Origin of the sequence: Pseudomonas viridiflava (assembly GCF_001642795.1) — a bacterium.
In the GTDB taxonomy this organism is placed as follows: Bacteria; Pseudomonadota; Gammaproteobacteria; order Pseudomonadales; family Pseudomonadaceae; genus Aquipseudomonas; species Aquipseudomonas viridiflava.
In genome coordinates, this window is record NZ_LKEH01000024.1 from 23,575 (window position 1) to 47,656 (window position 24,082).

Genomic DNA, 24,082 nt, shown 5'->3' on the forward strand with positions numbered 1-24,082 from the left:
GTCCCGGCGTAGGCTCGAAGCTGAACAAAACCTCGTAACACCTTGCTCGTTCCTCTCTCGTGGAAATGGACGTTAGCCTTGTGTCATCAGACTCCCCGTCTGCTGACTCAAGGACGAATCGATGGCCCGAAGCCGCTACACCATCACTGAACCTGACAAACCTCATTTCCTGACGTGCACGATTGTGGAGTGGCTGCCCTTATTCACTCGGCCTGAATGGGTGGGCATTCTGTTGGACGCGTGGCGTTATCAGCAGAATGAGCAGGGAATGCAACTGTTCGGGTATGTGATTCTGGAGAACCATCTGCACTATGTGGCTCAGGCAAAAGATCTGGGCAGTTGCGTTCGCAGCTTCAAATCCTTCACCGCGAGACGGATCGTCGATCACTTGGAGAGAAGCAACGCAGAGCGTGTGCTTGAGCGATTACGCTTTACGAAACGTGCGTATAAGACCGACAGGGTTTATCAGGTCTGGCAGGAAGGCACCCACGCAGAGGTCATCTGGAGTGAGGACGTGATGCGGCAGGAACTCGACTACATCCACCACAACCCGGTCAAGCGGGGATACGTAGACGTCGGTGAGCACTGGCGTTACTCAAGTGCCCGGGATTATCAGGGGCAGGTTGGTTTGATTGATGTCCAGCGCTGGTATTGACCGCCCGACATCGCGCCCGTGACGCTCTGCGTCACCTCACGGCCGGACGCGGAGCGTCCTGAGAGGCATTCCCACGCGGAGCGTAGGAACGATCATTACACGATATTGATCATGCAGCCCGCGACGCTCTGCGTCCCATTCTGGAGCGGACGCAGAATGATGTGGCCTAATCATTCCTGGCTTTTGACTGGCGAATAACAGTCAGCCGACCTCTCAAAACGCCAACGTCACCTGCGCATTAAGCGCCTGATCGGTCGTGTCGCTGCCGATCTGTCCGTTGTAGCTCACGCCCACGCTCAGCGTTTCACTCAACCCCAGGTCCACACCCGCGCCCAGCACTGCTGCGTTACGCGCAATCGGTGCGCCGGAGAGTGCGAAGGTGTCGCCGCCGCTGAAGGCTGCGCGGCTTTCGGGGGTCACGTCGCCGAACGCACGGCGCCAGCCGACTGTGGCGTTGGGTTTGACGTCGACACTGCCCACGTTCATGTGCGTGGCTGCCCGCAGGCCGAGAGTGCTGAACGTGACGTGGTTTTCCTCGGACTTGTTGCGCAGGCTGATGGCGCTGCTGTTTTCGTCGAAGCCGTCGCTGTCCAGCCTTACGTGGGCGAGGTTGGCGAAGGGTTCGAGCTGCGCGTTGCCCAGTTCGATGGCATAGCCGAGTTCACCGAATACCTGATTGGTCGCCGCCTGATAATCCTGCTTGAAGCGCTCGGAAGAGCCCGGCAGGTCCAGCGTGCGCTTGGACGTCAGGTCATGCCAGGTCCGCACGGCGCCCAGACGCAGGCCCAGTTGGCCCCATTTTGCGCCGCCATAGATACCCAGGTGATAGTTGTCACTGTCGCTGGAGCCAGACGCATGGCGCAGGTCGAAGCTGCTGCGGCTGAAACCGGCGAGTGCGCCGACACGCCAGGTGTCGTTGACCGGCACGTCGGCACCGAACAACAGGCCGCTGGTGTGGCTGTCCAGACCCGAAGCGTCATCCGTGCTGTCGGTCTTGCCGGTGGCGCCGATGGCCTGCGTCCAGACCAGACCGCGCGAGGCATCGCCTGCCAGGGTTTGCGATGCACCGCCGGATGCCTGTGCCGATTGCGATTGCTGCAGGCGGTCAGCGATGGCGTTGCGCACCAGACGGCTGTCTTCGATCAGCGCAGACTGAGTCGAGGCATGCAGTTCGTTTGACAAGGCATTGAAGGTGGCCTGTGCCGTTGCCGCATCGGCCTGTACGACACTTCTCCACAACGCGTTGCCTGCGCCTGCGCTGTCCAGGCCCTGAGCGACGGCTCGTGCATTGCGGCTGGTCGCCAGGCTGGCGAAGCTCTGCGCGTTGCGATCAAGCGTCAGGCCGACATCGGTCGCGGTGTAATTGAGGGTGGGCGTCAGGAACGCGAAGTTCGACTGTACGTTGTTGAACGTACCGCTGATGCCGCCCGCTGCCGAGAGAATCGAGTAACGGCTCGCTGCGACCCAGTTGCCGCCCTCGACCAATGAAACCGTGGCGTTGTTCAGTGTGGCGCGGCCTGTGGCGACGATGCGGTCGGCATTGCCAGCCGCATCTGACTCGACCTGATAGACCGAGCCTTGTGCGAAGTTGACGTTGCCATTGACGTTCAACTGGCCCACCGAGTTGCCTGGAGCAACCACGCCACCCGACGCAGCGTTGATACCGCCCACCGAGCCATTGCCGCCCAGCACTGAACCGGAGTTCACGGTCACGACCGAGTTGCCGAGGTTGCCGTTCACCGCCAGTCGCCCGGCCTGCACGGTTGTTGCGCCGGATAGACTGCTGTTGCCCGTCAGGTTCAGCGAGCCTGCGCCCTGTTTGATCAATGCGCCGTTGCCGGTAATAGCGTTGCTGAAGGTGTCATTGGTCGACTGATCGAGCACCAGCGTCGCGTTGTCGGTGATCGTCCCGCTGCCGAACGACTGGGCGTGACCGGTCAGGAAGCCGCCGTTGATCACCGTGCCGCCCGAGTAGGTGTTGTTGCCGGTGAGTATCAGGTTGCCAGTGCCGTTCTTGATCAGGCCGCCTGTGCCCGAGATGTCGTTGCGCCAGGCGTCGATGGCGTTGTATCCGCCTTGGCTGGCGTTCATGTTGACCGTGACATTGGAGTTGAACGCGCCATAACCGTCACCCGCGGCGTACAGGTTCAAACGGCCGTAGCCATTGGACTGATCGATCACTGCGTAACCCGAAGAAATCTCGGTGGTGCCCAGAATGTCGCGGCGCTGGCTGGCGTCCAGGTACGGAAAGCGGGTTTCCAGCAGCACCTCAGCGTTGGCCGGCACCACGGGCGCAAGGTTGGTCGGGCCGACCGGGCTGAAACCGTAGGTCATGCGTGAGGTGTACAGCGCCTTGTCCTGCGCGTGCTGGGAAGTACGGTCGGTAGCCGGATCGATTTTCGCCATGCAGTTATTCACGTCGCCGCCACACTGCGCGGTGAAGTACGCCAGCGCCTGGGCACGGGCATCGGCGCGCAGCTGGGTATTGGCCGGATTGGACAGGTTGTCGATGGCGAAATAAGTGGCCGTGATGCGCCCGCCCATCACGTCGAAGGGCGAGTGCATGCCGGCTTCGATGCGGTTGTCGCCAATGTCCGAGGCACGCAGCATCAGTTCGCTGTAGCGCTCGGGAATCGCGTAGGCGAGGGCGATGGACGACAGGTACGCGGCGTTGGTATGGCCACTCGGGAAGCCCGCATCGCTGGCAGGTGTGGTGCTTTTGGCAGGACGCAGGGAAGGCTGCACCACGAATTCGAGGTTCTGGCCGTCCAGCGTCTGACGCCACGGACGTGGGTATTGGTAATGGGATTTGGCAGGCGTGGTGGACGCGTCGTTACGCACCGCGCCGACCAGATCGACCACCTTGCCCAGCGCCGAGGCTGAACTGCCCGCGCCGTTGCCCTTGTCGTCGTATTTGACGGTCTTGTTGGTGTCGTCGAACTGGGTAATCGTGGTGAAGGCGCCGGAACCAGCTTTGTACGCATCGCTCAACGAGCCCAGGCCGCTGATGGCGCTGTAGCTCTGGTCGCGACGGTCATCGAAATACGCAGCGGTTTCCTGCGCAAGCGTGCGCGAGTTGGCGCGGTCCAGCACCAGTTGCAGGTTGCGCCTGAGCAGGCTCTGACCCAGCGCGGTCGGCGTGCCGGTGTCCCAGGTCGGACCGGTTGTCCACAGAGTGTTGTAGCCGGACAGCAGGTCAACGCCGTTGATGCGGTCATCCCCTGACCTGCCTGCTGCGTGTACCGAAACTGCAAGCAGCGAAAGTATCAACGTCGATACCATGACATGGGCGGTGGGTTTGACGCTCGGCATATTGCTGTCCTGCACGCAATTGAAAGAAGGCGCTGACGCTAACAAGCGGTTCTTACAACTGGATGTATCGTGCGTGACACATTTATGTGAGCCGTGAAATGTGACGCGGAGCGTCACGGGCTGCATGCCCACGCTCTGCGTGGTAACGCCTCTCAGGACGCTCCGCGTCCGGTGTCCGCCTGCGCGCTATCCCATTCCGCGCTATGCATATTCCTCAACAGTATTTAAAATCCGTTTCTTATAGCTATACAGTTCTCCGTCTCAGCCACATTCTGGAGTCGGAGTTCTCATGCCCGCAGCCTCCCTCGCTTCATCGTCTGCCCCTGCGGCCTCGCAATCGTTCGACGTGCGTCCATTCGCCGAAAAGGTGGGCGCTGAAATCGTCGGGCTGGATTTGTCCCGGCCAGTGAACGACGCTGACTTTGCGCGCATTCACCAGGCGCATCTCGATTACCACGTCATCGTGTTTCGCGACCAACACATCACGCCGCAACAGCAGATCGATTTCAGCCGCCGTTTCGGCGTGCTGCAGATTCATGTGCTCAAGCAGTTTCTGTTGGCCAACCACCCGGAAATCCTGATCGTCTCCAACATTGTCGAGAACGGTCAGCCGGTCGGTCTGGGCGACGCTGGCAAGTATTGGCATTCGGACCTCTCGTACAAGGAACTGCCGAGCCTGGGCTCGATGCTGTATGCGCAGGAACTGCCAAGCGAAGGTGGCGACACTTTGTTCGCGAACATGCATCAGGCTTGGGACACGCTGCCCCAGCACTTGCGCGAGGCGGTCGAAGGGCGGTCTGCCGTCCACAGCTATACCGCACGCTATTCAGAGGGCCATAACGCCGTCAACTGGCGCCCGACCCTGACCCCAGAGCAACTGGCGCAGGTCGTGGAAGTCAGCCATCCCATCGTGCGCACTCACCCTGAAAACGGTCGCAAGGCGTTGTTTGTCAGTGAAGGTTTCACCACGCGCATTCTGGGGCTGCCGGAAGACGAAAGCCGCCAGATTCTCAGCGAAATCTACGCGCACAGCGTTCGCCCTGAGCATATCTATCGCCATCAGTGGCAGCCCAACGACATGGTGTTCTGGGACAACCGCTCGTTGATCCATCTGGCGGCGGGCTGCCCGGCGCATCTGCGACGCAAGCTGCACCGTACGACCATTCAAGGCTCGGCGCCGTTCTGATGGAGAACCGTTCATGAATGTTGCTCTGCAAGGCGACACGGCCAGCCAGAACACCCCGTCGAAACCGGCCGCTCAGCACACCACTGAAGCCTTGTTGCAGGTTCGCGGCGTCAGCCTCGAATACCGTACGCCCGAACGGGTGGTGCGGGCGACGCATCAGGTCAGTTTCGAGGTCGATCCGGCAGACCGTTTCGTCCTGCTCGGCCCGTCGGGCTGTGGCAAATCCACGCTGCTCAAGGCGGTGGCCGGTTTCATCCGGCCCAGCGAAGGCGAAATCCGGCTGGCGGGCAATCAGGTGCGCGAGCCCGGCCCTGACCGCATCGTGGTGTTTCAGGAGTTCGATCAGTTACCGCCGTGGAAAACTGTGATCGAGAACGTCATGTTTCCGCTGCTGGCGTCGCGCACCTTGAAGCGTCCCGAGGCGCTGGAGCGTGCGCGTTACTACCTGGAGAAGGTCGGGCTCAGCGCCTTTGCCGATGCTTATCCACACACCCTGTCCGGCGGCATGAAAGCGCGCGTGGCGATCGCCCGGGCGCTGGCGATGCAGCCGAAAATCCTGTTGATGGACGAACCCTTCGCCGCCCTCGATGCCCTGACGCGTCGCAAGATGCAGGAAGAGTTGCTGGAGCTGTGGGACGAAGTGCGCTTCACCCTGTTGTTCGTCACCCATTCCATCGAAGAAGCGCTGGTGGTGGGCAATCGTATCCTGTTGCTGTCACCGCATCCCGGACGCGTGCGTGCCGAGATCAATAGCCATCAATACGACCTGAAAAGCCTCGGCGGCGTCGGTTTCCAACAGACCGCGCAGCGTATTCACCGCCTGTTGTTCGATGAGGGCGAGGCGGGGCAGGTCGATGAAGAACTGAACTTTCAGGACATCCGGATCGCGTACTGATCGTTGCTGACCAAGCCGACGCAGAGCATGGGCACGATCAGATAGGCGCGCCCCCCAAGCAATCAGGGAACCGAACACCATGAGCCTCGCACCTCCCGTTCGCGAAGAATACGAAGTCACGCTGCAGCCTTTCACTCAGGAAGACCTGGCCCGCGACCTGCCGTTGGCCCAGCGCATCTGGCAACTGAGCTGGGTGCGCAAGACCGTGATCATGATTGCGCTGGCCGTGATCTGGGAACTCGCTGCGCGTCTTCAGAACAACGACCTGCTACTGCCCAGCTTTCTGCAAACGGCCGCCGCGTTCTACGACGGCATCGTCAGTGGAGAGCTGCCGGGCAAGGTCTGGATTTCCCTGACTGTGTTGATCCAGGGTTACCTGATCGGCATCGTCCTGGCATTTGGTTTGACTACGTTGGCGGTTTCCACCCAGCTGGGTCGTGACTTGCTCGGCACCCTGACCGCGATGTTCAACCCGCTGCCCGCCATCGCCCTGTTGCCCTTGGCGCTGCTCTGGTTCGGACTGGGGCAGAACAGCCTGATTTTCGTGCTGGTGCATTCGGTGCTGTGGGCGCTGGCGCTCAACACTTACGCAGGGTTTCTCGGTGTTTCCGAAACCCAGCGCATGGCGGGGCGCAACTATGGCCTGAAGGGCCTGCGCTTTGTCTGGCACATCCTGATTCCGGCCGCGCTGCCGTCGATTCTGGCGGGCCTGAAAATCGGCTGGGCATTCGCCTGGCGCACGCTGATCGCCGCCGAGCTGGTGTTTGGTGCCTCTTCCGGCAAGGGCGGGCTGGGCTGGTACATCTTCCAGAACCGCAACGAGCTGTACACCGACAAGGTGTTTGCCGGGTTGGCCGCCGTGATCCTCATCGGCCTGCTGGTGGAGAACCTGCTGTTCGCCAACATCGAGCGCCTGACCGTCAAGCGCTGGGGCATGCAGCGCTGAAACAAATTACCCAACGACTTTTAGAACGACTATAGCGAGCACTCCATGGCAACTCCTTTCAAGCGTCCGGTGCTGACTGCACTGGCGGCAACAATCGGTCTGTTCGGCGCACTGCTCAGCATCGGCGCGCAGGCCGAAGGCAAGATCAGCATCGCTCAGCAATTCGGCATCGGTTACCTGATTCTCGACGTGGTGCGTGATCAGAAACTGATCGAAAAACACGGCAAGGAGCAGGGCCTCGACATCAAGGTCGACTGGAACAGCATCTCCGGCGCCACGGCCATGAACGAGGCCTTGCTGGCGGGCGCGCTGGACGTGGTGTCGGCTGGTGTGCCGCCGATGCTGACGGTCTGGGACCGCACCAAGGGCAAGCAGAACGTCAAGGCCATCGCCTCGCTGGGATCGATGCCCAACTACCTGCTGACCAATAATCCCAACGTGAAGACGATCAAGGATTTCACCGACAAGGACCGCATCGCCGTACCTGCGGCGGGCGTGGGTTTCCAGTCGCGTACCTTGCAGATCGAAACCGCTAAAGTCTTCGGTGATGACAACTACAAGAAATTCGACAACATCTCGGTCAGCCTCGCGCACCCTGACGCCACCGCTGCGTTGATCGCGGGCGGCTCGGAAATCAACTCGCACTTCTCCAGCCCGCCGTTCCAGTACCAGGCGCTGGAAAACCCGAACGTGCATAAAGTGCTCAGCTCCTACGACGTGTTAGGCGGTCAGGCCACGTTCAACGTGCTCTACACCACCGAAAAATTCCACGACGAGAACCCCAAGACCTATAAAGCGTTCTACGACGCATTGGCCGAGGCCGAGAAGATCATCAAGGCCGACAAGCCGGCTGCGGCGCAGACCTACATCCGCGTCGAACAATCGAAGCTGCCGTTGCCGCTGGTAGAGAAGATCGTTTCAGACCCTGAAATCGACTTCACCATCACCCCGCAGCGCACCTTCATCTACGCTGAAAAGCTGCATGAACTGGGTGTGTTGAAGAACAAGGCGGCGAGCTGGAAGGATTACTTCTTCAAAGAAGCGCAGAGTGGCGCGGGGAGTTGAAACAAGTGCCTGGCGACGCTATGCGTCACCGCACGACCGGACGCGGAGCGTCCTGAGCGGCGTTACCACGCAGAGCGTGGGAACGATCAGCGATCTCAAGCAATGCTCCGCGTGGGCGTGCATCCCGTGACGCTCCGCGTCGCATTCTAGAGCGGACGCGGAGCGTCCTGAGACGATCGTCAGCCTGACGCTGATCGTGCCCATGCTCTGCGTGGGTATGCATCTCCGGACGCTCTGCGTCCGATATGTTTTGGCGAATGTGTAACCTGAGCTAACGAAAATCTACTTTTGAAGGACCATTCTTTCAGGTCTTTCCCTTTCACAAGTACGAACTTTCCTAGAAAATCCCGAGCCCTTGTGCACATGAATTCTGGACACTAGGCTGCGTCGGTCGCTGAGTTTCAGCGGTCGGGTTTAGCAGCCTGTCCATGGATAACAAGTGTCGCGAGTGTCGCTTTATGGCGGCTTTGCGTGGGGCACCTTCGGGTGCGCCGGTCAATGCGCTTGTTCCTGCCGGTCTGCTAACCCGTGTCAAAGCCGCCACCCTTGTTCGTTTAGCAGCGAGCAATCGGTGGCTTCGTTAGCTAAAGGAATAAGCAATGATCAACTCCACCCCCGCACCACCCCACACCTCCCTCGAAGAAACCCTGATCCAGGTCAGTGACATCCTGCGCTGCGCCTCCGCTGCCGCCTATGAATCCGGTGATGCCCTCAACGGCGCAAAGCGCGACCTGGCGTTCTCGGTGGTGCATCTGATCGACATCGCCAGAACCCGGCTCGATCGCTCGCTGGAGGATATCGCCACGCACTGAGCGCAGCGCCAAACCTCGCAGTTCTGTCAGTAGCAGGTCGCATATACGGCGATGCAGAGTAGCGGTGTGAGCAAGCCCATTTTGCTCGCACCGAACACCTGCAACTCAGTCAGCACGGATGCCTGAAATGCCCGACAGACCAATCCTCTGCCGCTACCGCTACGACCCCCTCGACCGGCTCGCCACCCGAGCCTCGTTTACGCAGGCTGTTGCTCAGGCGTTCTACCGATCAGGCATCCTGACGACCGAAATCCAGGGAGCTGAACAGCGCAGCTTTCTGCACCAGGGCCTCCAGTTGCTAGCTTGCCAGACCAACATTGGTAAATCCTCCAGCACGTTCCTGGCGGCTACCGATCAGCAAAACAGTGTGATGAGTGCGGCCACAACCGGGCAGCCAAAGGGGATTGCCTACACACCCTACGGGCACAGCAACCCGCTGGCCAACCTGCCCGGCTTCAATGGTCAACACCCTGACCCCATCACAGGCCATTACCTGCTGGGCAACGGTTATCGTGCGTTCAACCCCGTTTTGATGCGCTTCAACAGCCCAGACACTCTGAGCCCGTTTGGCAAGGGTGGTTTAAATGCCTACGCCTACTGCGCCGGGGATCCGGTCAACAGGAATGATCCGAGCGGGCACGAACTTATCGATACGTTGATTTCAGCGTTTTATATCGCTGCGGGTGTGGCGACGGCAGGGATCGGTCTGGCGATAGCAAGACCCTCGTTCAAGGCGGTGTTCAAAGGGGTAAAAGTAAAACCTGCGACTGCTGACGTCGGTCGGCAGTCTCTCCCTCTCAGAAGAAATGCCAACACTACCGAGAAACTTTCCGCCGGTGTCGCAGCAGGCGCGATAACGACCGGCCTCATGTGGGGCGCTGCGTTTACTGTCAAAAATGTGGACCCTGATTCGCCAGTCCATCGCCCCCTGGCTGCAATAGCCCTGGCTATGAGCCTGACTACGCTCGGGTTTCGTGGCTTTGCTTTTGCGCGTTCCAGAGTCGCAGCAAGGCCGGCTCCTTCGACGCCGATTCCAGCCCCGGCTTCAAACACACCCTCCAGACGCAGCATCGGTATTCAGACAGACAGCATCCGCAGTCGGGCCTCAAGTGTGCGTTCAAATGTGCCTGAACAGAGCGAGATGCAAGAGACCCGGCTCTGACACCGCTACATCCGTAATATAGGCATGCCCCTCCAAGGAACCCTCCCGCACGCCAACAGTCGCATGTTCACGTTGTTCTCTCGTGATCCCACGCTTGCACCCGGCATCCGCAAAAGGAGTCTGCATGCCCGCTCGTCCTTCAAATGTATTTACGCTGGGCCTTGTCGCTGCCATGGCGGTACTGGCCGGCTGCGGCGAGGAAAAACCGGCAGCGCCTGAATTGCCCCGCGTGTACGTGCAGCCGGTGAAAACCGCCGAGTTCGCCGCCAGCGTGGCGCTGACCGGCGATATCCAAGCTCGGGTGCAGACGCAGCTTTCGTTCCGGGTCAACGGCAAGATCATTCAGCGCAACGTGGATGTCGGCGACCGGGTCAAGGCGAACCAGGTACTGGCACGGCTCGACCCCAAGGATCTGCAGATCAATGTCGATTCGGCGCAGGCATCCGTCGCGGCCGAGCAGGCACGTGTCAGTCAGACCCGCGCCGCGTTTGTCCGCCAGCAGAAACTGCTGCCCAAGGGTTACACCAGCCAGAGTGAATACGACTCCGCACAGGCGGCCCTGCGTGGCAGCGAGAGTTCGCTGAAAGCCGCTCAGGCGCAACTGGCCAACGCCCGCGAGCAACTGAGTTACACCGCCCTCGTGGCAGAGGCACCAGGTGTGATCACTGCACGTCAGGCCGAGGTTGGGCAGGTGGTGCAGGCTACGGTGCCGATTTTCGATCTGGCGCGTGATGGCGAGCGCGATGCGGTATTCAACGTCTACGAATCCCTGTTCGTGCAGCCGCCGGGCGACGAGCCGGTGCAGGTGACGCTGCTCGACAACCCGACTATCAAGGTCAGCGGCAAGGTGCGTGAGGTGACGCCAGCGGTGTCGGCGCAAACCGGCACCCTGCAGGTCAAGATCGCGCTGGACCCGCTGCCTGAAGGCATGGACCTGGGTTCGGTGGTCAGCGTTGCGTTGAGCAAACCGGCCAGCGCCAGCGTCGAGCTGCCGTGGTCGGCGCTGACCAAGGACCTTGGCGAGCACCTCGGCAAACCTGCCGTATGGGTCGTGGACGAGCAGGGCAAGGCCAATCTGCGCCGTGTCACGGTTGCACGCTACCTGACCTCCCACGTGATCATCAGTGATGGCCTCAAGGGTGGAGAGAACGTGGTGATCGCTGGCGGCCAGTTGCTGCACCCGGACATGCAGGTGGAAATCGCCGATCAACCCCAGCCACAGACTGCCAAGGTGCAACCATGAAGCGTTTATCGTGCGTTGTACTGAGTGGCTTGCTGCTGGCGGGGTGCGGCAAGGACGAAGCGCCGCCCGAGCCGGTGCGGCCGGTGGTGTTCGTTGAGGCGAAACCTGAGTCGATGGAGGATTTCGGACGCTTTGCCGGCAATATCGAGGCGCGCTACCAAAGCGTGCTGGGCTTTCGTGTGTCGGGCCGTATCGCGAGTCGGCACGTGGACGTGGGCAGTGAAGTGAAAAAGGGCGATCTGCTCGCGACCCTCGATCCCACCGATCAGCAGAACAATGTGCGTGGTCGTCAGGGTGATCTGGCCAATGTTCAGGCGCAGTGGATCAACGCGCAGGCCAATGCCCGCCGTCAGCAGGAACTGTTTGACCGTGGTGTCGGCGCGCAGGCGCAACTGGACATCGCGCTGACCAACCTGAAAACCGCTCAGTCGTCGCTGGATCAGGCCAAGGCTGCCGAGCAACAGGCCCGTGATCAACTGAGCTACAGCGATCTGCGCAGCGATCACGATGCGGTGGTCACTGAGTGGAAAGTCGAGGCCGGGCAGGTCGTCACGGCGGGGCAGGAAGTGGTCACGCTGGCGCGCCCGGATATCAAGGAAGCGGTGATCGACATGCCGGCCCAACTGGCTGACCAGTTGCCTGACGACGTGGTGTACACCGTGGCCAGTCAGCTTGATCCGCAAGTGAACACGACCGCCACGCTGCGTGAAATCGAACCGCAACCCGACCGCTCGACCCGCACGCGCCGGGCACGCTTTTCGCTGACCGAAACGCCGCCTGCGCTGCGTCTGGGCACGGCGATCAGCGTGACGCTCAGCTCGGCCATCGCGCCGCGCATCCGCCTGCCGCTCAATGCCTTGCAGGAGGTCGATGGCAAACGCCAGATCTGGGTCATTGATCCGCAGAATCAGACCGTCAACCCGAGAGTCGTCAACATCGTGAGCCAGGATGACAGCAGCTTTCTGCTGGCTGGCGGCGTGAGCGCTGGAGAAAAAGTGGTCAGTGCGGGCGTCAACAGCCTCAAGCCGGGGCAGAAAGTCAAAGTCGATGAGGAAAGCCCGCGATGAAAGGGAATTTCAATCTGTCCGAGTGGGCGCTCAAGCACCAGTCGTTTGTCTGGTACCTGATGTTCGTTGCGCTGTTGATGGGCGTTTTCTCCTACATGAAGCTGGGGCGTGAAGAGGATCCGTCCTTCACCATCAAGACCATGGTCATCCAGACCCGCTGGCCGGGCGCGACCGTGGACGAAACCCTGGAACAGGTGACCGACCGCATCGAGAAAAAACTCGAAGAGCTGGACTCCCTGGACTACGTGAAGAGTTACACCCGGCCGGGCGAATCGACGGTCATGGTTTTCCTGCGTGACACCACCAGCGCCGAGGCGATACCGGAAATCTGGTATCAGGTGCGCAAGAAGATCGACGACATTCGTGGGCAATTTCCTCAAGGGCTGCAGGGTCCAGCGTTCAACGACGAATTTGGCGACGTGTACGGGTCGATCTATGCGTTCACGGCCGACGGGTTTTCGATGCGGCAGTTGCGCGATTACGTCGAGAAGGTCCGCGTCGATATCCGCTCGGTGGAGGGGCTGGGCAAGGTCGAGATGGTCGGCCAGCAGGACGAAGTGATTTACCTGAACTTCTCGACCCGCAAACTGGCCGCCCTCGGGCTGGATCAGCGGCAGGTCGTGCAGAGCCTGCAATCGCAGAACGCCGTGACGCCTGCGGGCGTGATCGAAGCCGGACCGGAGCGGATTTCCGTGCGCACTTCGGGGCAGTTCGCGTCCGAGAAAGACCTGGCCGCGGTCAACCTGCGGCTCAATGACCGCTTCTACCGTTTGAGCGACATTGCCGACATCACCCGCGGTTATACCGATCCGCCCAAACCGCTGTTTCGCTACAACGGCAAGTCTGCCATCGGCCTGGCCATCGCGATGAAGAAGGGCGGCAATATTCAGGCGTTCGGCAAGGCGTTGCATGAACGCATGGACGCCACGACCGCCGAACTGCCGGTCGGCGTTGGCGTGCACAAGGTGTCGGATCAGGCCGAAGTGGTGGACAAGGCGGTGGGTGGCTTCACCAGCGCCTTGTTCGAAGCGGTGATCATCGTGCTGGTGGTCAGCTTCATCAGCCTTGGCGTGCGTGCCGGTCTGGTGGTGGCGTGTTCGATTCCGCTGGTGCTGGCGATGGTGTTCGTGTTCATGGAATACAGCGGCATCACCATGCAGCGGATTTCCCTTGGCGCGCTGATCATCGCCCTCGGTCTGTTGGTGGACGACGCAATGATCACGGTCGAGATGATGGTCACGCGACTGGAAATGGGCGAGACCAAGGAGCAGGCCGCGACCTATGCCTACACCTCGACCGCCTTCCCGATGCTGACCGGCACGCTGGTAACGGTGGCGGGCTTCGTGCCGATTGGCTTGAACAACAGTTCTGCCGGGGAGTACACCTTCACGCTGTTTGCAGTGATTGCGGTGGCGATGCTGGTGTCCTGGGTGGTGGCCGTGCTATTTGCGCCGGTGATCGGCGTTCACATTCTGAGCAGCAACATCAAACCCAAATCCGAAGAACCGGGACGCGTCGGCCGGGCGTTCAACAGCAGCATGATCTGGGCCATGCGTCATCGCTGGCTGGCGATTGGCATCACCCTGGTGTTGTTTGCTGCGTCGCTGTTCTCGATGCAGTTCGTGCAAAGCCAGTTCTTCCCGTCATCCGACCGGCCGGAGATTCTGGTCGACCTGAACCTGCCGCAGAACGCCTCGGTCAACGAAACGCGCAAGGTGGTCGATCGCTTCGAGGCAAGCCTCAAGGACGACCCGGACATTGAGCGCTGGAGCACTTACATCGGCCAGGGCGCATTGCGTTTTTACCTGCCGCTGGACCAGCAACTGGAAAACCCGTTCTACGCCCAGCTGGTGATTGTCAGCAAAGGTCTGGAAGAGCGCGGCGCGTTGACGGCACGCCTGCAGAAACGTCTGCGTGAAGATTTCGTCGGCATCGGTTCCTACGTGCAGCCACTGGAAATGGGGCCGCCGGTCGGGCGTCCGCTGCAGTATCGCGTCAGCGGCGAGGACGTCGACAAGGTGCGTCAGCACGCTATCGAACTGGCCACGTTGCTGGACAAGAACTCGCATGTGGGCGAAGTGATTTACGACTGGAACGAGCCGGGCAAGGTGCTGCGCATCGACATCAATCAGGACAAGGCGCGGCAGTTGGGGTTGTCATCCGAAGACGTCGCCAACCTGATGAACAGCGTGGTCAGCGGTTCTGCCGTGACGCAGGTGCGCGACGATATCTACCTGATCAACGTGGTCGGCCGCGCCGAGGATGCCGAACGCGGCACGCCGGAAACCCTGCAGAACCTGCAGATTGTCACGCCGAGCGGCGCGTCCATTCCGTTGCTGGCATTTGCGACCGTGGGTTACGAGCTTGAGCAGCCACTGGTCTGGCGTCGTGATCGCAAACCGACCATCACTGTGAAAGGTGCGGTGCGCGACGAGATTCAGCCGACAGATCTGGTCAAGCAGTTGAAGCCCGAGATCGACAAATTCGCTGCCGGTCTGCCGGTGGGCTACAAGGTCGCGACCGGCGGCACCGTGGAAGAAAGCAGCAAGGCCCAGGGCCCTATTGCGAGCGTAGTGCCGTTGATGCTGTTTCTGATGGCGACCTTCCTGATGATCCAGCTGCACAGCGTGCAGAAGATGTTCCTGGTCGCCAGCGTTGCACCGCTGGGCCTGATCGGCGTGGTGCTGGCGCTCATCCCGACCGGTACGCCGCTGGGCTTTGTGGCGATTCTCGGTGTTCTGGCACTGATCGGCATCATCATCCGCAACTCGGTGATTCTGGTCACCCAGATCGACGCCTATGAAATCAGCGGGTATCTGCCGTGGGATGCCGTGGTCGAAGCCACCGAGCACCGCCGTCGGCCGATTCTGCTGACGGCTGCGGCGGCGAGTCTGGGCATGATCCCGATTGCGCGCGAAGTGTTCTGGGGGCCGATGGCTTACGCGATGATCGGCGGCATCATCATCGCCACCTTGCTGACGCTACTGTTCCTGCCTGCGCTGTACGTGGCCTGGTACAGGATCAAGGAACCGACCGATGAACAGCGTCGTGAGGCGGATGAGAAGAAGGATCAGGACGGTGAGCTGGCGACGGGGCACTGAGTGAGCTGCGCGCCGCCTGTGGGATCGGACGCGGAGCGTCCTGGGCGGCATTCCCACGCAGAGCGTAGGAACGATCAGAGTGATCTCAGGCACGCCGATCATGCCCATGCCTGTGCTCAGCGTTATACCCGAGTCTTGCTGCGACCACGGACTGTGGGAGNTCCACGGGGTGTGCATTCAGTCAGATACTTACGTTTTGGCCCCGTTTTGCGCGTCTTCCGGACTTGTGTATAACGATGAGCGCAGAGCGTAGGAACGATCATCAAATCCGCCCCAACACTGATCGTGCCTATCGCTCCGCGTCACATTACGGACAGGTTCACACCCGGCGCCAGACACTCGCCAGCCAGGGCTGTTGCTCACGCGGCAGCCCGGCGGGGCGGTAGTAGTGTTCCAGTTCGGCGAATCCGGCTTCGGTCAGCAAGGCTCGCCATGATTCCAGGTCGTGGTACGAGCCGTAGCGTTCGCCTTGCCAGCCTTCCTGATTCTCTCCGCGCGGGTTGGAGCTGAACAACACGCCACCCGGTTTGAGCGTGGCGTGGAGTTGCAGCAGCACGCGGGGCAGTTCCTGGCGCGGGATGTGAAACAGCACAGCGTTGGCGAATATCCCGTCGAAACGTGCGGGCGGCAGGTCGAGTTCGAGGAAGTTCTGTTGCAGCACTTCGCAGCCGGTCTCGGTACGGGCCATTTCGGCGAAGCGCTCGGAGCCGTCCAGCCCGACCGCAACGTGCCCCAGCGCCATGAAGGTTTTCAGATCACGTCCCGGCCCGCAGCCAAAATCCAGAATCTGCCATGGCGTCGGCCCTTCGATGTGGCGCAACAGCGCGGCGATGTTCTGGCTGACATCATGGTCCCGCGTGCCTTCGCGAAAGTCGTCGGCAACGCGGTTGTAGTTGTCCAGCGTGGTTGCGGTGATCTGGTCGAGGGTCTGGGGATCGAGTTTCATCAAAGGCGTTCCGGTCCGGGAAGGCCGCCAATATACCCCGGACCGTCAGCGCTTGTTGAAGCGTCGCGCCAACCGGTCGCCGCCCAGTTGCACGAACGCCACCACAGCGACCAGCAACACGATGACCGTCAGCATCACTTGTGTGTCGAAGCGCTGATAGCCGTAGCGATAGGCGATATCGCCCAGACCGCCTGCACCGATCGCACCGGCCATGGCCGATGAGTTGATCATGGTCACCAGCGTAATGGTGAAGCCGCCGATGATGCCGGGCAGCGCCTCGGGCAGCAGCACGTGCCAGATGATGTGCCAGCGTCGGCAGCCCATCGCCTGTGCGGCTTCGACCAGGCCGTGATCGACCTCGCGCAGGCTGACCTCGGCGATGCGCGCGAAGAACGGCGTGGCGGCGATGGTCAGCGGCACGATGGCCGCCCACACGCCATATGTGGTGCCGACGATCAGCCGCGTGAACGGAATCAGCGCCACCATCAGGATCAGAAACGGGATCGAGCGGAACAGGTTCACGAAGGCGCCCAGCGCCCGGTTGATGGCCGGCGCTTCATAGATGCCGCCTCTGGAACTGGTGACCAGAATCACCGCCAGCGGAATACCCAGCAGCAGCGCGATCAGCGAAGACACGCCCACCATCAGAAACGTATCGATAGTGCCTTGCAGCAAACGATCAAACCCCATAGCCCAGTACCTCCACGCGTGGTGCCTGCCTGCGGGCACGGACCAGTAGTTCTTCCCGGCTGTAGGGTGAGCCTGCGACCGACAGAATCAGGTGCCCGATGGCTCGATCCTGAATGCGCTCGACGCCGCCCTGCAGCAGTTGCACCTTGCCGCCCAGCGTCGCAAACAGCGCCGCCAGATCCGGCTCCTGGCCGCTGACACCGGTGAACTGCACGTCGAGCAATACCGTGGCGTCGGGCTGTTGCGGCTCCGCGGTCAGCCGCTCGGCCCATTCTTTTGGCAGCCCGGGTTGCAGCGGTGCCAGCAGGGTTTTGCTGACCTCGTGCTGCGGGTCGCCGAACACCTGCCAGACCGGGCCTTGCTCGACGACCTGACCTTGTTCCAGCACCACAACGCGGTGGCAGATGTCGCGAATCACCGCCATCTCGTGAGTGATCAGCACGATGGTCAGGCCCAGGCGCTGATTGATCTCGCGCAGCAGGCCGAGAATCGATTGCGTGGTTTCCGGGTCCAGCGCCGAAGTGGCTTCGTCGCAGAGCAGAATCGCCGGGTCGTGCACCAGTGCGCGGGCAATGCCCACACGTTGTTTCTGGCCGCCGGACAACTGCGCCGGATAGGCCTTGTGCTTGTCCTGCAGGCCGACCAGTTCCAGCAACTGCGCCACTTTGTGCTGACGCTGTTCCCTGGGAACGCCCGCGACCTTGAGCGGTAGCTCGACGTTCTGCCACACGGTCTTGGCCGACATCAGGTTGAAGTGCTGGAAGATCATGCCGATGCGACGACGCAGCTCCACCAGCCTGTCTTCGTTGAAGCCGCCGATGTCGATCTGATCAATCAGCACCCGGCCGCTGCTGGGTTGTTCCAGACGATTGATGGTGCGGATCAGCGATGACTTCCCCGCGCCGCTGCGGCCGATGATGCCGAAGATCTCGCCGCGCTGGATCGCCAGATCAATGTTGCCCAGCGCCTCCACCGGGCCTTGCCGACCCTGGTAGGTCTTGCCCAGATTGATGAAGCGCACATGGGCGTTATTCAGGTCCGGGTGCAGTTCGGTCTGTTGCGCGACGTGCCCTGCGTCCGGTCTGTCCAGTGGCTGTTGTCGTTGCGCGATGGCGGTCATTCTTTCCACCCTACCTGGTAGAGCTTGCCGTTGACCTTATCCAGCGCGGCGCGGACTACAGGCGAGTGCTGGTAGATGTCGACGAATTTGGCCAGACGCGGGTCGTCCTTGCGCTCGGGCTTGATCACGAACTGGATGACGTATTCCGGGTGGTCCATGCCGTCGAACAGGATCGCCGAGTCGGCCGGGAAGGTCTTGGCCAGGCGGATGTAGGCCGGATAGCCCTGCACCAGATCGGCGTCGTCGTAGGCGCGCACCAGTTGCACGGCCTCGACCTGGATGATCTTGAGGTTTTTCGGGTTGGCGGTGATGTCTTCTTCGGTCGCCTTGTAGCCGACACCCTGCTTGAGCGTGATCAGTCCGGCCTTGGCCAGCAGTTGCAGGCCGCGTCCGCTGTTGATCGGGTCATTGGCTATGGCCACGGTGGCTCCACTTGGGAGTTCGTCGAAGCTTTTATACTTTTTCGAATACAGCCCGACGTTGTTGATGATCCCCGGCGCGTAGGGCACCAGGCCGAAACCTGCGGCCTCGTTGGCGTTGGTCAGGAACGGGATGTGCTGGAAGTAGTTCACGTCGATATCGCCCGCCGCGAGGGTGACGTTGGGCGCGATCCAGTCGGTGAACTCGACCAGCTCGACCTTCAGGCCCTGTTTATCGGCTTCTTCCACCGCAGCTTCAAGCGGAATGGCGAAGGCTGCGGTGGTGCCGACCTTCAGCGGCGCATCGGCGGCGTGAGCGGTCAGGGTCAACAGGCCAACGGCCAGGGCTGCGAGGGTTTTGGTCATGGTGCATTCCGTTGAATTGACAGGTTATCGAATGGGTTGATGTCGATCTTTCCCGGGCGCTCCGCGTCCAATGCTGTGACGCAGAGCATCAAGGGCTGCATGCCCACGCGGAGCAGGGGCACGATCATGATTCATGAGCCCTGCCGATACCCGGCGCCGGCATGCTGCGGCGGGAGGCGGTCGGTGCCTTGGGGGAAGAGTTTCCTGCGCAGGCTGCCGTCTTCATAAGCGGTCTTGTACGACCCGCGGCGTTGCAGCTCGGGGATCACCAGATCGATGAAATCCTCGTAGCTTTCCGGGGTGACGATGCGGGTCAGGTTGAAGCCGTCCAGACCGGTTTCGGCGATCCACGACTCCAACTCGTCGGCGACCTGTTCAGGCGAGCCGATCAACGTGATGTAACGACCACCCAACGCATGCTGATCGAGTAGTTTCTGGCGGGTCCAGTCGTTGTTCTTCAGGTTTTTGGTGGCCGACTGAATGGCATTGCTCTTCACGTACTGAATCGGCTCGTCCAGTTCGTACTGCGCGAAATCGATCCCGGTGGACGCCGCAAAATGCGCGACGCCCGCTTCAGCGCTGGCATGGCGGCGGTACTCGGCGTGCTTTTCCTGCGCCAATGCTTCAGTCGCGGCAACGATCACGTTCAGGCCCATGAACACCTTGATATCGTCTGGATTGCGCCCGGCCTGCACGGCGCTGGCGCGGACCTTGTCCACCTGCTCGCGGGTCGAGGCCTTGTTCTGGCCGCTGATGAACACGCACTCGGCGTTCTCCCCGGCGAACTGCAAGCCGCGCTCGGAACTGCCTGCCTGAAACAGCACCGGCGTGCGTTGCGGCGAGGGTTCGCAAAGGTGATAACCCTCCACCTGATAGAACTCGCCCTGGTGCCGCACCTTGTGAACCTTGCCCGGCTGGGCATACACGCGCTGCTCGCGATCATTGATCACCGCGTCGTCTTCCCAGCTGCCTTCCCAGAGCTTATAGAGCACCTCCAGGTACTCGTCGGCCTGATCGTAGCGTCGGTCGTGCTCCACCTGCTCGCTCAGGCCCATGGCGCGGGCGGCGCTGTCGAGATAGCCGGTGACAATGTTCCAGCCGACCCGGCCCCGACTCAGGTGATCGAGCGTCGACATGCGGCGGGCAAACAGGTACGGCGCGTCGTAAGTCAGGTTGGCGGTCAGGCCGAAACCCAGATGCTTCGTGACGCCCGCCATGGCCGATACCAGCAGCAGCGGGTCGTTGACCGGCAACTGAATCGCCTCCTTGAGCGTGACGTCCACCGAGTTCTGGTAGATGTCATACACCCCCACGATGTCGGCGATGAACAGCCCGTCGAACAGACCGCGCTCCAGCAGCTTCGCCAGATCGGTCCAGTATTCCAGGCTGTTGAACTGCGTGGAGGTGTCACGCGGGTGGGTCCACAAACCGTGGTTGATATGGCCGATGCAGTTCATGTTGAACGCGTTGAGCAGGATCTTCTTGCGCGCCATCAGATCGTCCCTCGCAACGGAGGGTTTGTGTCGTTGAGGTAGTAATTGCCGATGGCGTGAAATTTCCAGCGCACCGGGTCGTGCAACGTGTGCACGCGAGCATTGCGCCAGTGACGATCCAGGCCGTGCTCGGCGAGTGTTGACTGACTGCCGGCAAGTTCGAACAGCGTGCTGCCCGCCGCCAGAGAAATCTCGGTGCTGATGGCGCGTGCCTCGGCCACTGCGATGGAGGCGGCGGCCACGGTGTCGGCGTTGCTGTCAGCCTGGGCGATGTCCAGAATCTCACCTGCGCGCTCCAGCAAGGCCTCGGCGGCGTGCAGCCGAATGCTCAACCTGCCGAAGCTGTGCAGCGTCAGCGGATCGTCCACGGCCTTTTCGATGCCTGAGTCGATCCACGGCCGGGTGCGAGTGCGGACGAAGGTCAGCGCGTCCTCGAAGGCGGCGCGGGCGATGCCGGTGTCGATAGCCGCGTGAAGAATCTGTGCCAGCGGCCCTAGCGTGGTCGGGCGCTCGAAAGCGCTCTGGAAGGGCACCACATCGTCTGGATCGACGTACACGTTGTTGAACACCACCGAGCCGCTGCCCGTTGTGCGCTGGCCGAAACCGCTCCAGTCGTCGATAACCGTCAGGCCCGCGCTGTCATGCGGCACGAACGCCAGTTGTTGGATACCGTTGTCGTCGATTACCGAGGTCGGAATGCGCTGTGCGTACAGTGCGCCGGTGGCGTAGAACTTGCGGCCGTTGATGCGATAGCCGTCGCCCTCGCGCTTCAGGCGCGTGGTGCGGTCGTGGGCGGTTTTGGTGCCCAGTTCGGCCAGTGCGTTACCGAAGCGCTGACCCGCCAGCGCTTCGGCATACAAGCGCTTCTGCTGTTGCGGGCTGCCGTTCACGCGCAGCACTTCAAGGGCATAGAAATGGTTTTGCGGAATCTGCCCCAGCGAGCCGTCGGCTTCCGAAATCAGCGCGATGACCTGCGCCAGAGTGACCGACGATACACCTGCGCCGCCGAAAGCTTTCGGCACGCTGATGCCCCAGAGCCCGGACTGACTGAACAGCTCCAGTTCGGCATGTGGCAAGCGACGCTCGCGGTCGCGTACGGCGCTTTCGGTCTTGAAGTGGTTGGCCAGTTCGCGGGCAGTCTGCAGAGCCTGGGCGTCACTGGTGATCAGCGCTGCGTGGTCGCGCGCCTGTGGATTGAAACTCATGAAAGGGGTGCTCCAGTGGTCTGGTTCAGATCCAGGAATGGCGGGCGGGCAGGGTGCCGTTCAAATGCCAAGTGCCGACGGCGTGGTATTTCCAGCGCACCGGGTCGTGAAGGGTGTGGACCCGTGCATTGCGCCAGTGCCGATCGAGATTGAATTCGGCGAGGGTGGCGCTACTGCCGGCCAGCTCGAACAGTTTTTCGCTGGCCAGCAGCGAGATCTCGGTGGTCAGCACCTTGGCGCGCGCGACGGCGATGGAGGCGAGGGCGGCCGACTGTTCGTCAATGGGCGCTTTACTGACTTCATCCAGCACTTGAGCGGCCTTGCGCAACAGCGCTTCGGCGGCGTGCAGGTCGAGTTTCAGCTTGCCGATGTCGGCGATCACGTAAAGGTCATCGCTGGCACGCTCGACGTTGGCGTCTATCCAGGGCCGGGAGCGATCCCGGACAAAGGCGATGGCGTCATCAATGGCACCGCGTGCAATGCCTGCATCGATGGCGGCCTGAATGAGTTGGGATACCGCTCCCTGAATAGTGGGCGTCAAGGACAAGCGCCAGTTGGCGACTACGTGCTCGGCCTCGACCGGTACGTTATCCAGTAATACGGTGCCGCTGGCGGTGGTGCGCTGACCAACGCCTGACCAGTCATCGACGATGCGCAGCCCCGGCGAGCCGCGTTTGACGAAAGCCATGACCTGACGGCCTTCCTCGTCCAGCGCCTTGACGGCGACCCAGTGCGCGAACAGCGCGCCGGTGGAATAGAACTTCTGGCCGCTGATCACGAAATGATCACCCTGAGCGGTGATTCGCGCCTTGAGGTCCAGGGTGTTTTTGGTGCCACGCTCAGGCCCTGCATTGCCGATGCGCCAGCCGTCCAGCACGCTCTGGAACAGCGCTTTTTTCTGCGACTCGGTGGCCGTGTCTTGCAGCAAATGGAGGATGCCGAACTGATTCTGCGGGATCTGTCCGAGTGCCGGATCGGCAGTCGAGATGATCCTGAAGACTTCGGCAATCGTTACGAAAGAAACCTGCGGACCGCCATAGGCACGCGGGATGGAAATGCTGCCCAGCCCGCTGCGGGTGAACTGCTCGATTTCCGGCCAGGGCAACAGGCGCTCCTGGTCGCGCCGGGCTGCCTGCACGCGAGCTGCCGCAGCCAGTTCATGGGCCGCGGAAATCGCATCCGCGTCGTTTTGCAGCACCTTGGCAGGCGCCAAAGGAGGGGCGACGTCGGGCTCTTGTGGAGCCTTGATCGCCCTGGTGTTATCCACAGGGGTGGTTGTGAAAGTGACCATCGAAACCTCGTAGCGGTAGGCCGCAAGCGCTGCGGCTGAAAACATCACGATGTCCGGTGGTCCGGTGCATATACCCTAAGCTTGTATTAAATATTTTTAAACTTTCATTTTGGAATAAGCATAGATTGGCAATGCGTGGTCAGGCGAAAGCCTGGGGTCACTCAAATAAGCACTGTAGCCGCTTGTTTGATTCGAAACTGTTTTACTCGACTCAGTCTTAATCGCCCTTGCTGCAGAAACGGACCTGATTAATGCGGTCGGTGCTAATTAATTATATTAAGTGGTGGCAAACTATCCGTGCTGCGGTTATTGCTTACAACGCTCCTTTGGTTGCCCCGAGTCTGTCTGCGGTTGTCCGGTTATTGCGGTGTCCTGACACTCGATGCCGGAATTGTTATTTCACGCGGCGGCGCCCACAGCGAATTGTTCCCGACCCTGTCGATAATGCAATAGGTCACCTCAAGTTGCTGGTCACCGGCTTCCATGATCAGGTCAGGAGGCACAACCAGATCAATCGGTTCACCGATATCTTCCTGAGTAAGGGGCGGGAGGTCCATGCGCAGATCCCCCAGGCGTACTGTGATTTCATCGTGGGCCGCCATGTTCAGGTAGGGCTCGATGGCCATCGGCAATCCGCCGTCCAGATGCCGCTGCGTCAGGCCTCGACGCAGCACCGAAGGCGCCACGTAAAGCGGCGCCAGCCCTTGATTCTCCTCCGCGTTGGGGCCGAGCAGCCGTCCTCCGGGCGGGTTGAGCTTGACCCACAGCTTGCGGCAGGCCGACGTGATCGGCATTCCCCCCACTTTCATGACTCGATAGTAGGTACGCGCCTTGCCGTTCTGTAGGAAACTTTCCGGGACGCGTAGGGCGATAGCGGTCCCGATGTCGGACGCCGTTAGAATTTTCGACGCGACGTAACAGCCGTCCCAGAACAGTTCTATCAGGTCGCCATCATCCATGCTGTCATAGGGATCAATGTGGACGGTCAGGCTGGAGGCAGTCCTGACACCGATGCCATGTCGGCAGGCCTGCGGAACAGAAGGGGGCGACAGCTTTACGAGGCTGTTTTTGCACAGAGTCTGGTTCATGTCGAGTACTCCTGAAAACA

General features: G+C 61.1%; 19 protein-coding genes. 10 read left to right on the plus strand and 9 right to left on the minus strand.

The genetic code is table 11. The features are described 5' to 3' along the window. The first annotated feature begins 121 nt into the window (after nucleotides 1-121). Nucleotides 122-655: an REP-associated tyrosine transposase gene (locus AO065_RS10310; RefSeq protein WP_004882784.1), complete on the plus strand. Its 534-nt coding sequence runs from the start codon at nucleotides 122-124 to the stop codon at nucleotides 653-655. Nucleotides 656-868: 213 nt separating this feature from the next. Here the strand turns inward: AO065_RS10310 and AO065_RS10315 are convergent, their stop codons facing one another. Then, complete coding sequence (locus AO065_RS10315; protein ID WP_080597940.1) at nucleotides 869-3,937, minus strand: autotransporter domain-containing protein; 3,069 nt, start codon at nucleotides 3,935-3,937, stop codon at nucleotides 869-871. Between the two features lie 319 nt (nucleotides 3,938-4,256). Between AO065_RS10315 and AO065_RS10320 the strand changes: the two genes are divergently transcribed. The 9 genes from AO065_RS10320 to AO065_RS10360 all read left to right on the plus strand — a co-directional run bounded on the left by AO065_RS10320 (nucleotide 4,257) and on the right by AO065_RS10360 (nucleotide 15,444). Continuing rightward, nucleotides 4,257-5,153: a TauD/TfdA dioxygenase family protein gene (locus AO065_RS10320; protein WP_004882782.1), complete on the plus strand. Its 897-nt coding sequence runs from the start codon at nucleotides 4,257-4,259 to the stop codon at nucleotides 5,151-5,153. A gap of 13 nt (nucleotides 5,154-5,166) precedes the next feature. Next, a complete protein-coding gene (locus AO065_RS10325) occupies nucleotides 5,167-6,048 on the plus strand; it encodes an ABC transporter ATP-binding protein (RefSeq protein ID WP_004882781.1) in 882 nt (293 codons plus the stop codon). 79 nt (nucleotides 6,049-6,127) lie between these two features. Then, complete coding sequence (locus tag AO065_RS10330; RefSeq protein ID WP_004882776.1) at nucleotides 6,128-6,994, plus strand: ABC transporter permease; 867 nt, start codon at nucleotides 6,128-6,130, stop codon at nucleotides 6,992-6,994. A 45-nt stretch (nucleotides 6,995-7,039) separates the two neighbouring features. Continuing rightward, nucleotides 7,040-8,059, plus strand: coding sequence for an ABC transporter substrate-binding protein (locus tag AO065_RS10335; RefSeq protein ID WP_004882774.1), 1,020 nt, complete (start codon nucleotides 7,040-7,042; stop codon nucleotides 8,057-8,059). Nucleotides 8,060-8,658: 599 nt separating this feature from the next. After that, complete coding sequence (locus AO065_RS10340) at nucleotides 8,659-8,871, plus strand: DUF6124 family protein (RefSeq protein WP_004882772.1); 213 nt, start codon at nucleotides 8,659-8,661, stop codon at nucleotides 8,869-8,871. 127 nt (nucleotides 8,872-8,998) lie between these two features. Further along, on the plus strand, nucleotides 8,999-10,033 hold the full coding sequence (locus AO065_RS10345; RefSeq protein ID WP_004882770.1) for an RHS repeat-associated core domain-containing protein: 1,035 nt from the start codon (nucleotides 8,999-9,001) through the stop codon (nucleotides 10,031-10,033). 124 nt (nucleotides 10,034-10,157) lie between these two features. Then, the gene (locus AO065_RS10350; RefSeq protein ID WP_004882765.1) at nucleotides 10,158-11,276 is read left to right on the plus strand and encodes an efflux RND transporter periplasmic adaptor subunit; all 1,119 of its coding nucleotides are present in this window, start codon (nucleotides 10,158-10,160) and stop codon (nucleotides 11,274-11,276) included. Then, nucleotides 11,273-12,343, plus strand: coding sequence for an efflux RND transporter periplasmic adaptor subunit (locus AO065_RS10355; protein ID WP_004882764.1), 1,071 nt, complete (start codon nucleotides 11,273-11,275; stop codon nucleotides 12,341-12,343). Before AO065_RS10350 ends, AO065_RS10355 begins: the two co-directional genes overlap by 4 nt. Further along, the gene (locus AO065_RS10360) at nucleotides 12,340-15,444 is read left to right on the plus strand and encodes an efflux RND transporter permease subunit (RefSeq protein ID WP_004882761.1); all 3,105 of its coding nucleotides are present in this window, start codon (nucleotides 12,340-12,342) and stop codon (nucleotides 15,442-15,444) included. Before AO065_RS10355 ends, AO065_RS10360 begins: the two co-directional genes overlap by 4 nt. Nucleotides 15,445-15,763: 319 nt before the next feature. Here AO065_RS10360 and AO065_RS10365 read toward each other — a convergent pair whose 3' ends face one another. The 8 genes from AO065_RS10365 to AO065_RS10400 all read right to left on the minus strand — a co-directional run bounded on the left by AO065_RS10365 (nucleotide 15,764) and on the right by AO065_RS10400 (nucleotide 24,062). Next, entirely contained in the window at nucleotides 15,764-16,390 is a 627-nt protein-coding gene (locus tag AO065_RS10365) for a class I SAM-dependent methyltransferase (RefSeq protein WP_004882760.1), read from the minus strand. A 45-nt stretch (nucleotides 16,391-16,435) separates the two neighbouring features. Continuing rightward, nucleotides 16,436-17,080 carry a methionine ABC transporter permease gene (locus tag AO065_RS10370; RefSeq protein WP_004882759.1) on the minus strand — a complete coding sequence of 215 codons (645 nt, stop codon included), beginning with the start codon at nucleotides 17,078-17,080 and terminating at the stop codon, nucleotides 16,436-16,438. Then, nucleotides 17,070-18,200 carry a methionine ABC transporter ATP-binding protein gene (locus AO065_RS10375; RefSeq protein ID WP_004882758.1) on the minus strand — a complete coding sequence of 377 codons (1,131 nt, stop codon included), beginning with the start codon at nucleotides 18,198-18,200 and terminating at the stop codon, nucleotides 17,070-17,072. Before AO065_RS10375 ends, AO065_RS10370 begins: the two co-directional genes overlap by 11 nt. Continuing rightward, nucleotides 18,197-18,985, minus strand: coding sequence for a MetQ/NlpA family ABC transporter substrate-binding protein (locus AO065_RS10380; protein ID WP_004882757.1), 789 nt, complete (start codon nucleotides 18,983-18,985; stop codon nucleotides 18,197-18,199). Before AO065_RS10380 ends, AO065_RS10375 begins: the two co-directional genes overlap by 4 nt. Nucleotides 18,986-19,116: 131 nt before the next feature. After that, nucleotides 19,117-20,478 (minus strand): LLM class flavin-dependent oxidoreductase, encoded by a 1,362-nt coding sequence (locus AO065_RS10385; protein ID WP_004882756.1) that lies wholly within the window; start codon nucleotides 20,476-20,478, stop codon nucleotides 19,117-19,119. Beyond that, nucleotides 20,478-21,683, minus strand: a complete 1,206-nt coding sequence (locus AO065_RS10390; RefSeq protein ID WP_004882753.1) for an SfnB family sulfur acquisition oxidoreductase — start codon at nucleotides 21,681-21,683, stop codon at nucleotides 20,478-20,480. Before AO065_RS10390 ends, AO065_RS10385 begins: the two co-directional genes overlap by 1 nt. A gap of 25 nt (nucleotides 21,684-21,708) precedes the next feature. Next, on the minus strand, nucleotides 21,709-22,881 hold the full coding sequence (locus AO065_RS10395) for an SfnB family sulfur acquisition oxidoreductase (protein ID WP_235811643.1): 1,173 nt from the start codon (nucleotides 22,879-22,881) through the stop codon (nucleotides 21,709-21,711). A gap of 452 nt (nucleotides 22,882-23,333) precedes the next feature. Further along, nucleotides 23,334-24,062, minus strand: coding sequence for a hypothetical protein (locus tag AO065_RS10400; RefSeq protein ID WP_004882750.1), 729 nt, complete (start codon nucleotides 24,060-24,062; stop codon nucleotides 23,334-23,336). Between the last annotated feature and the right edge of the window lie 20 nt (nucleotides 24,063-24,082).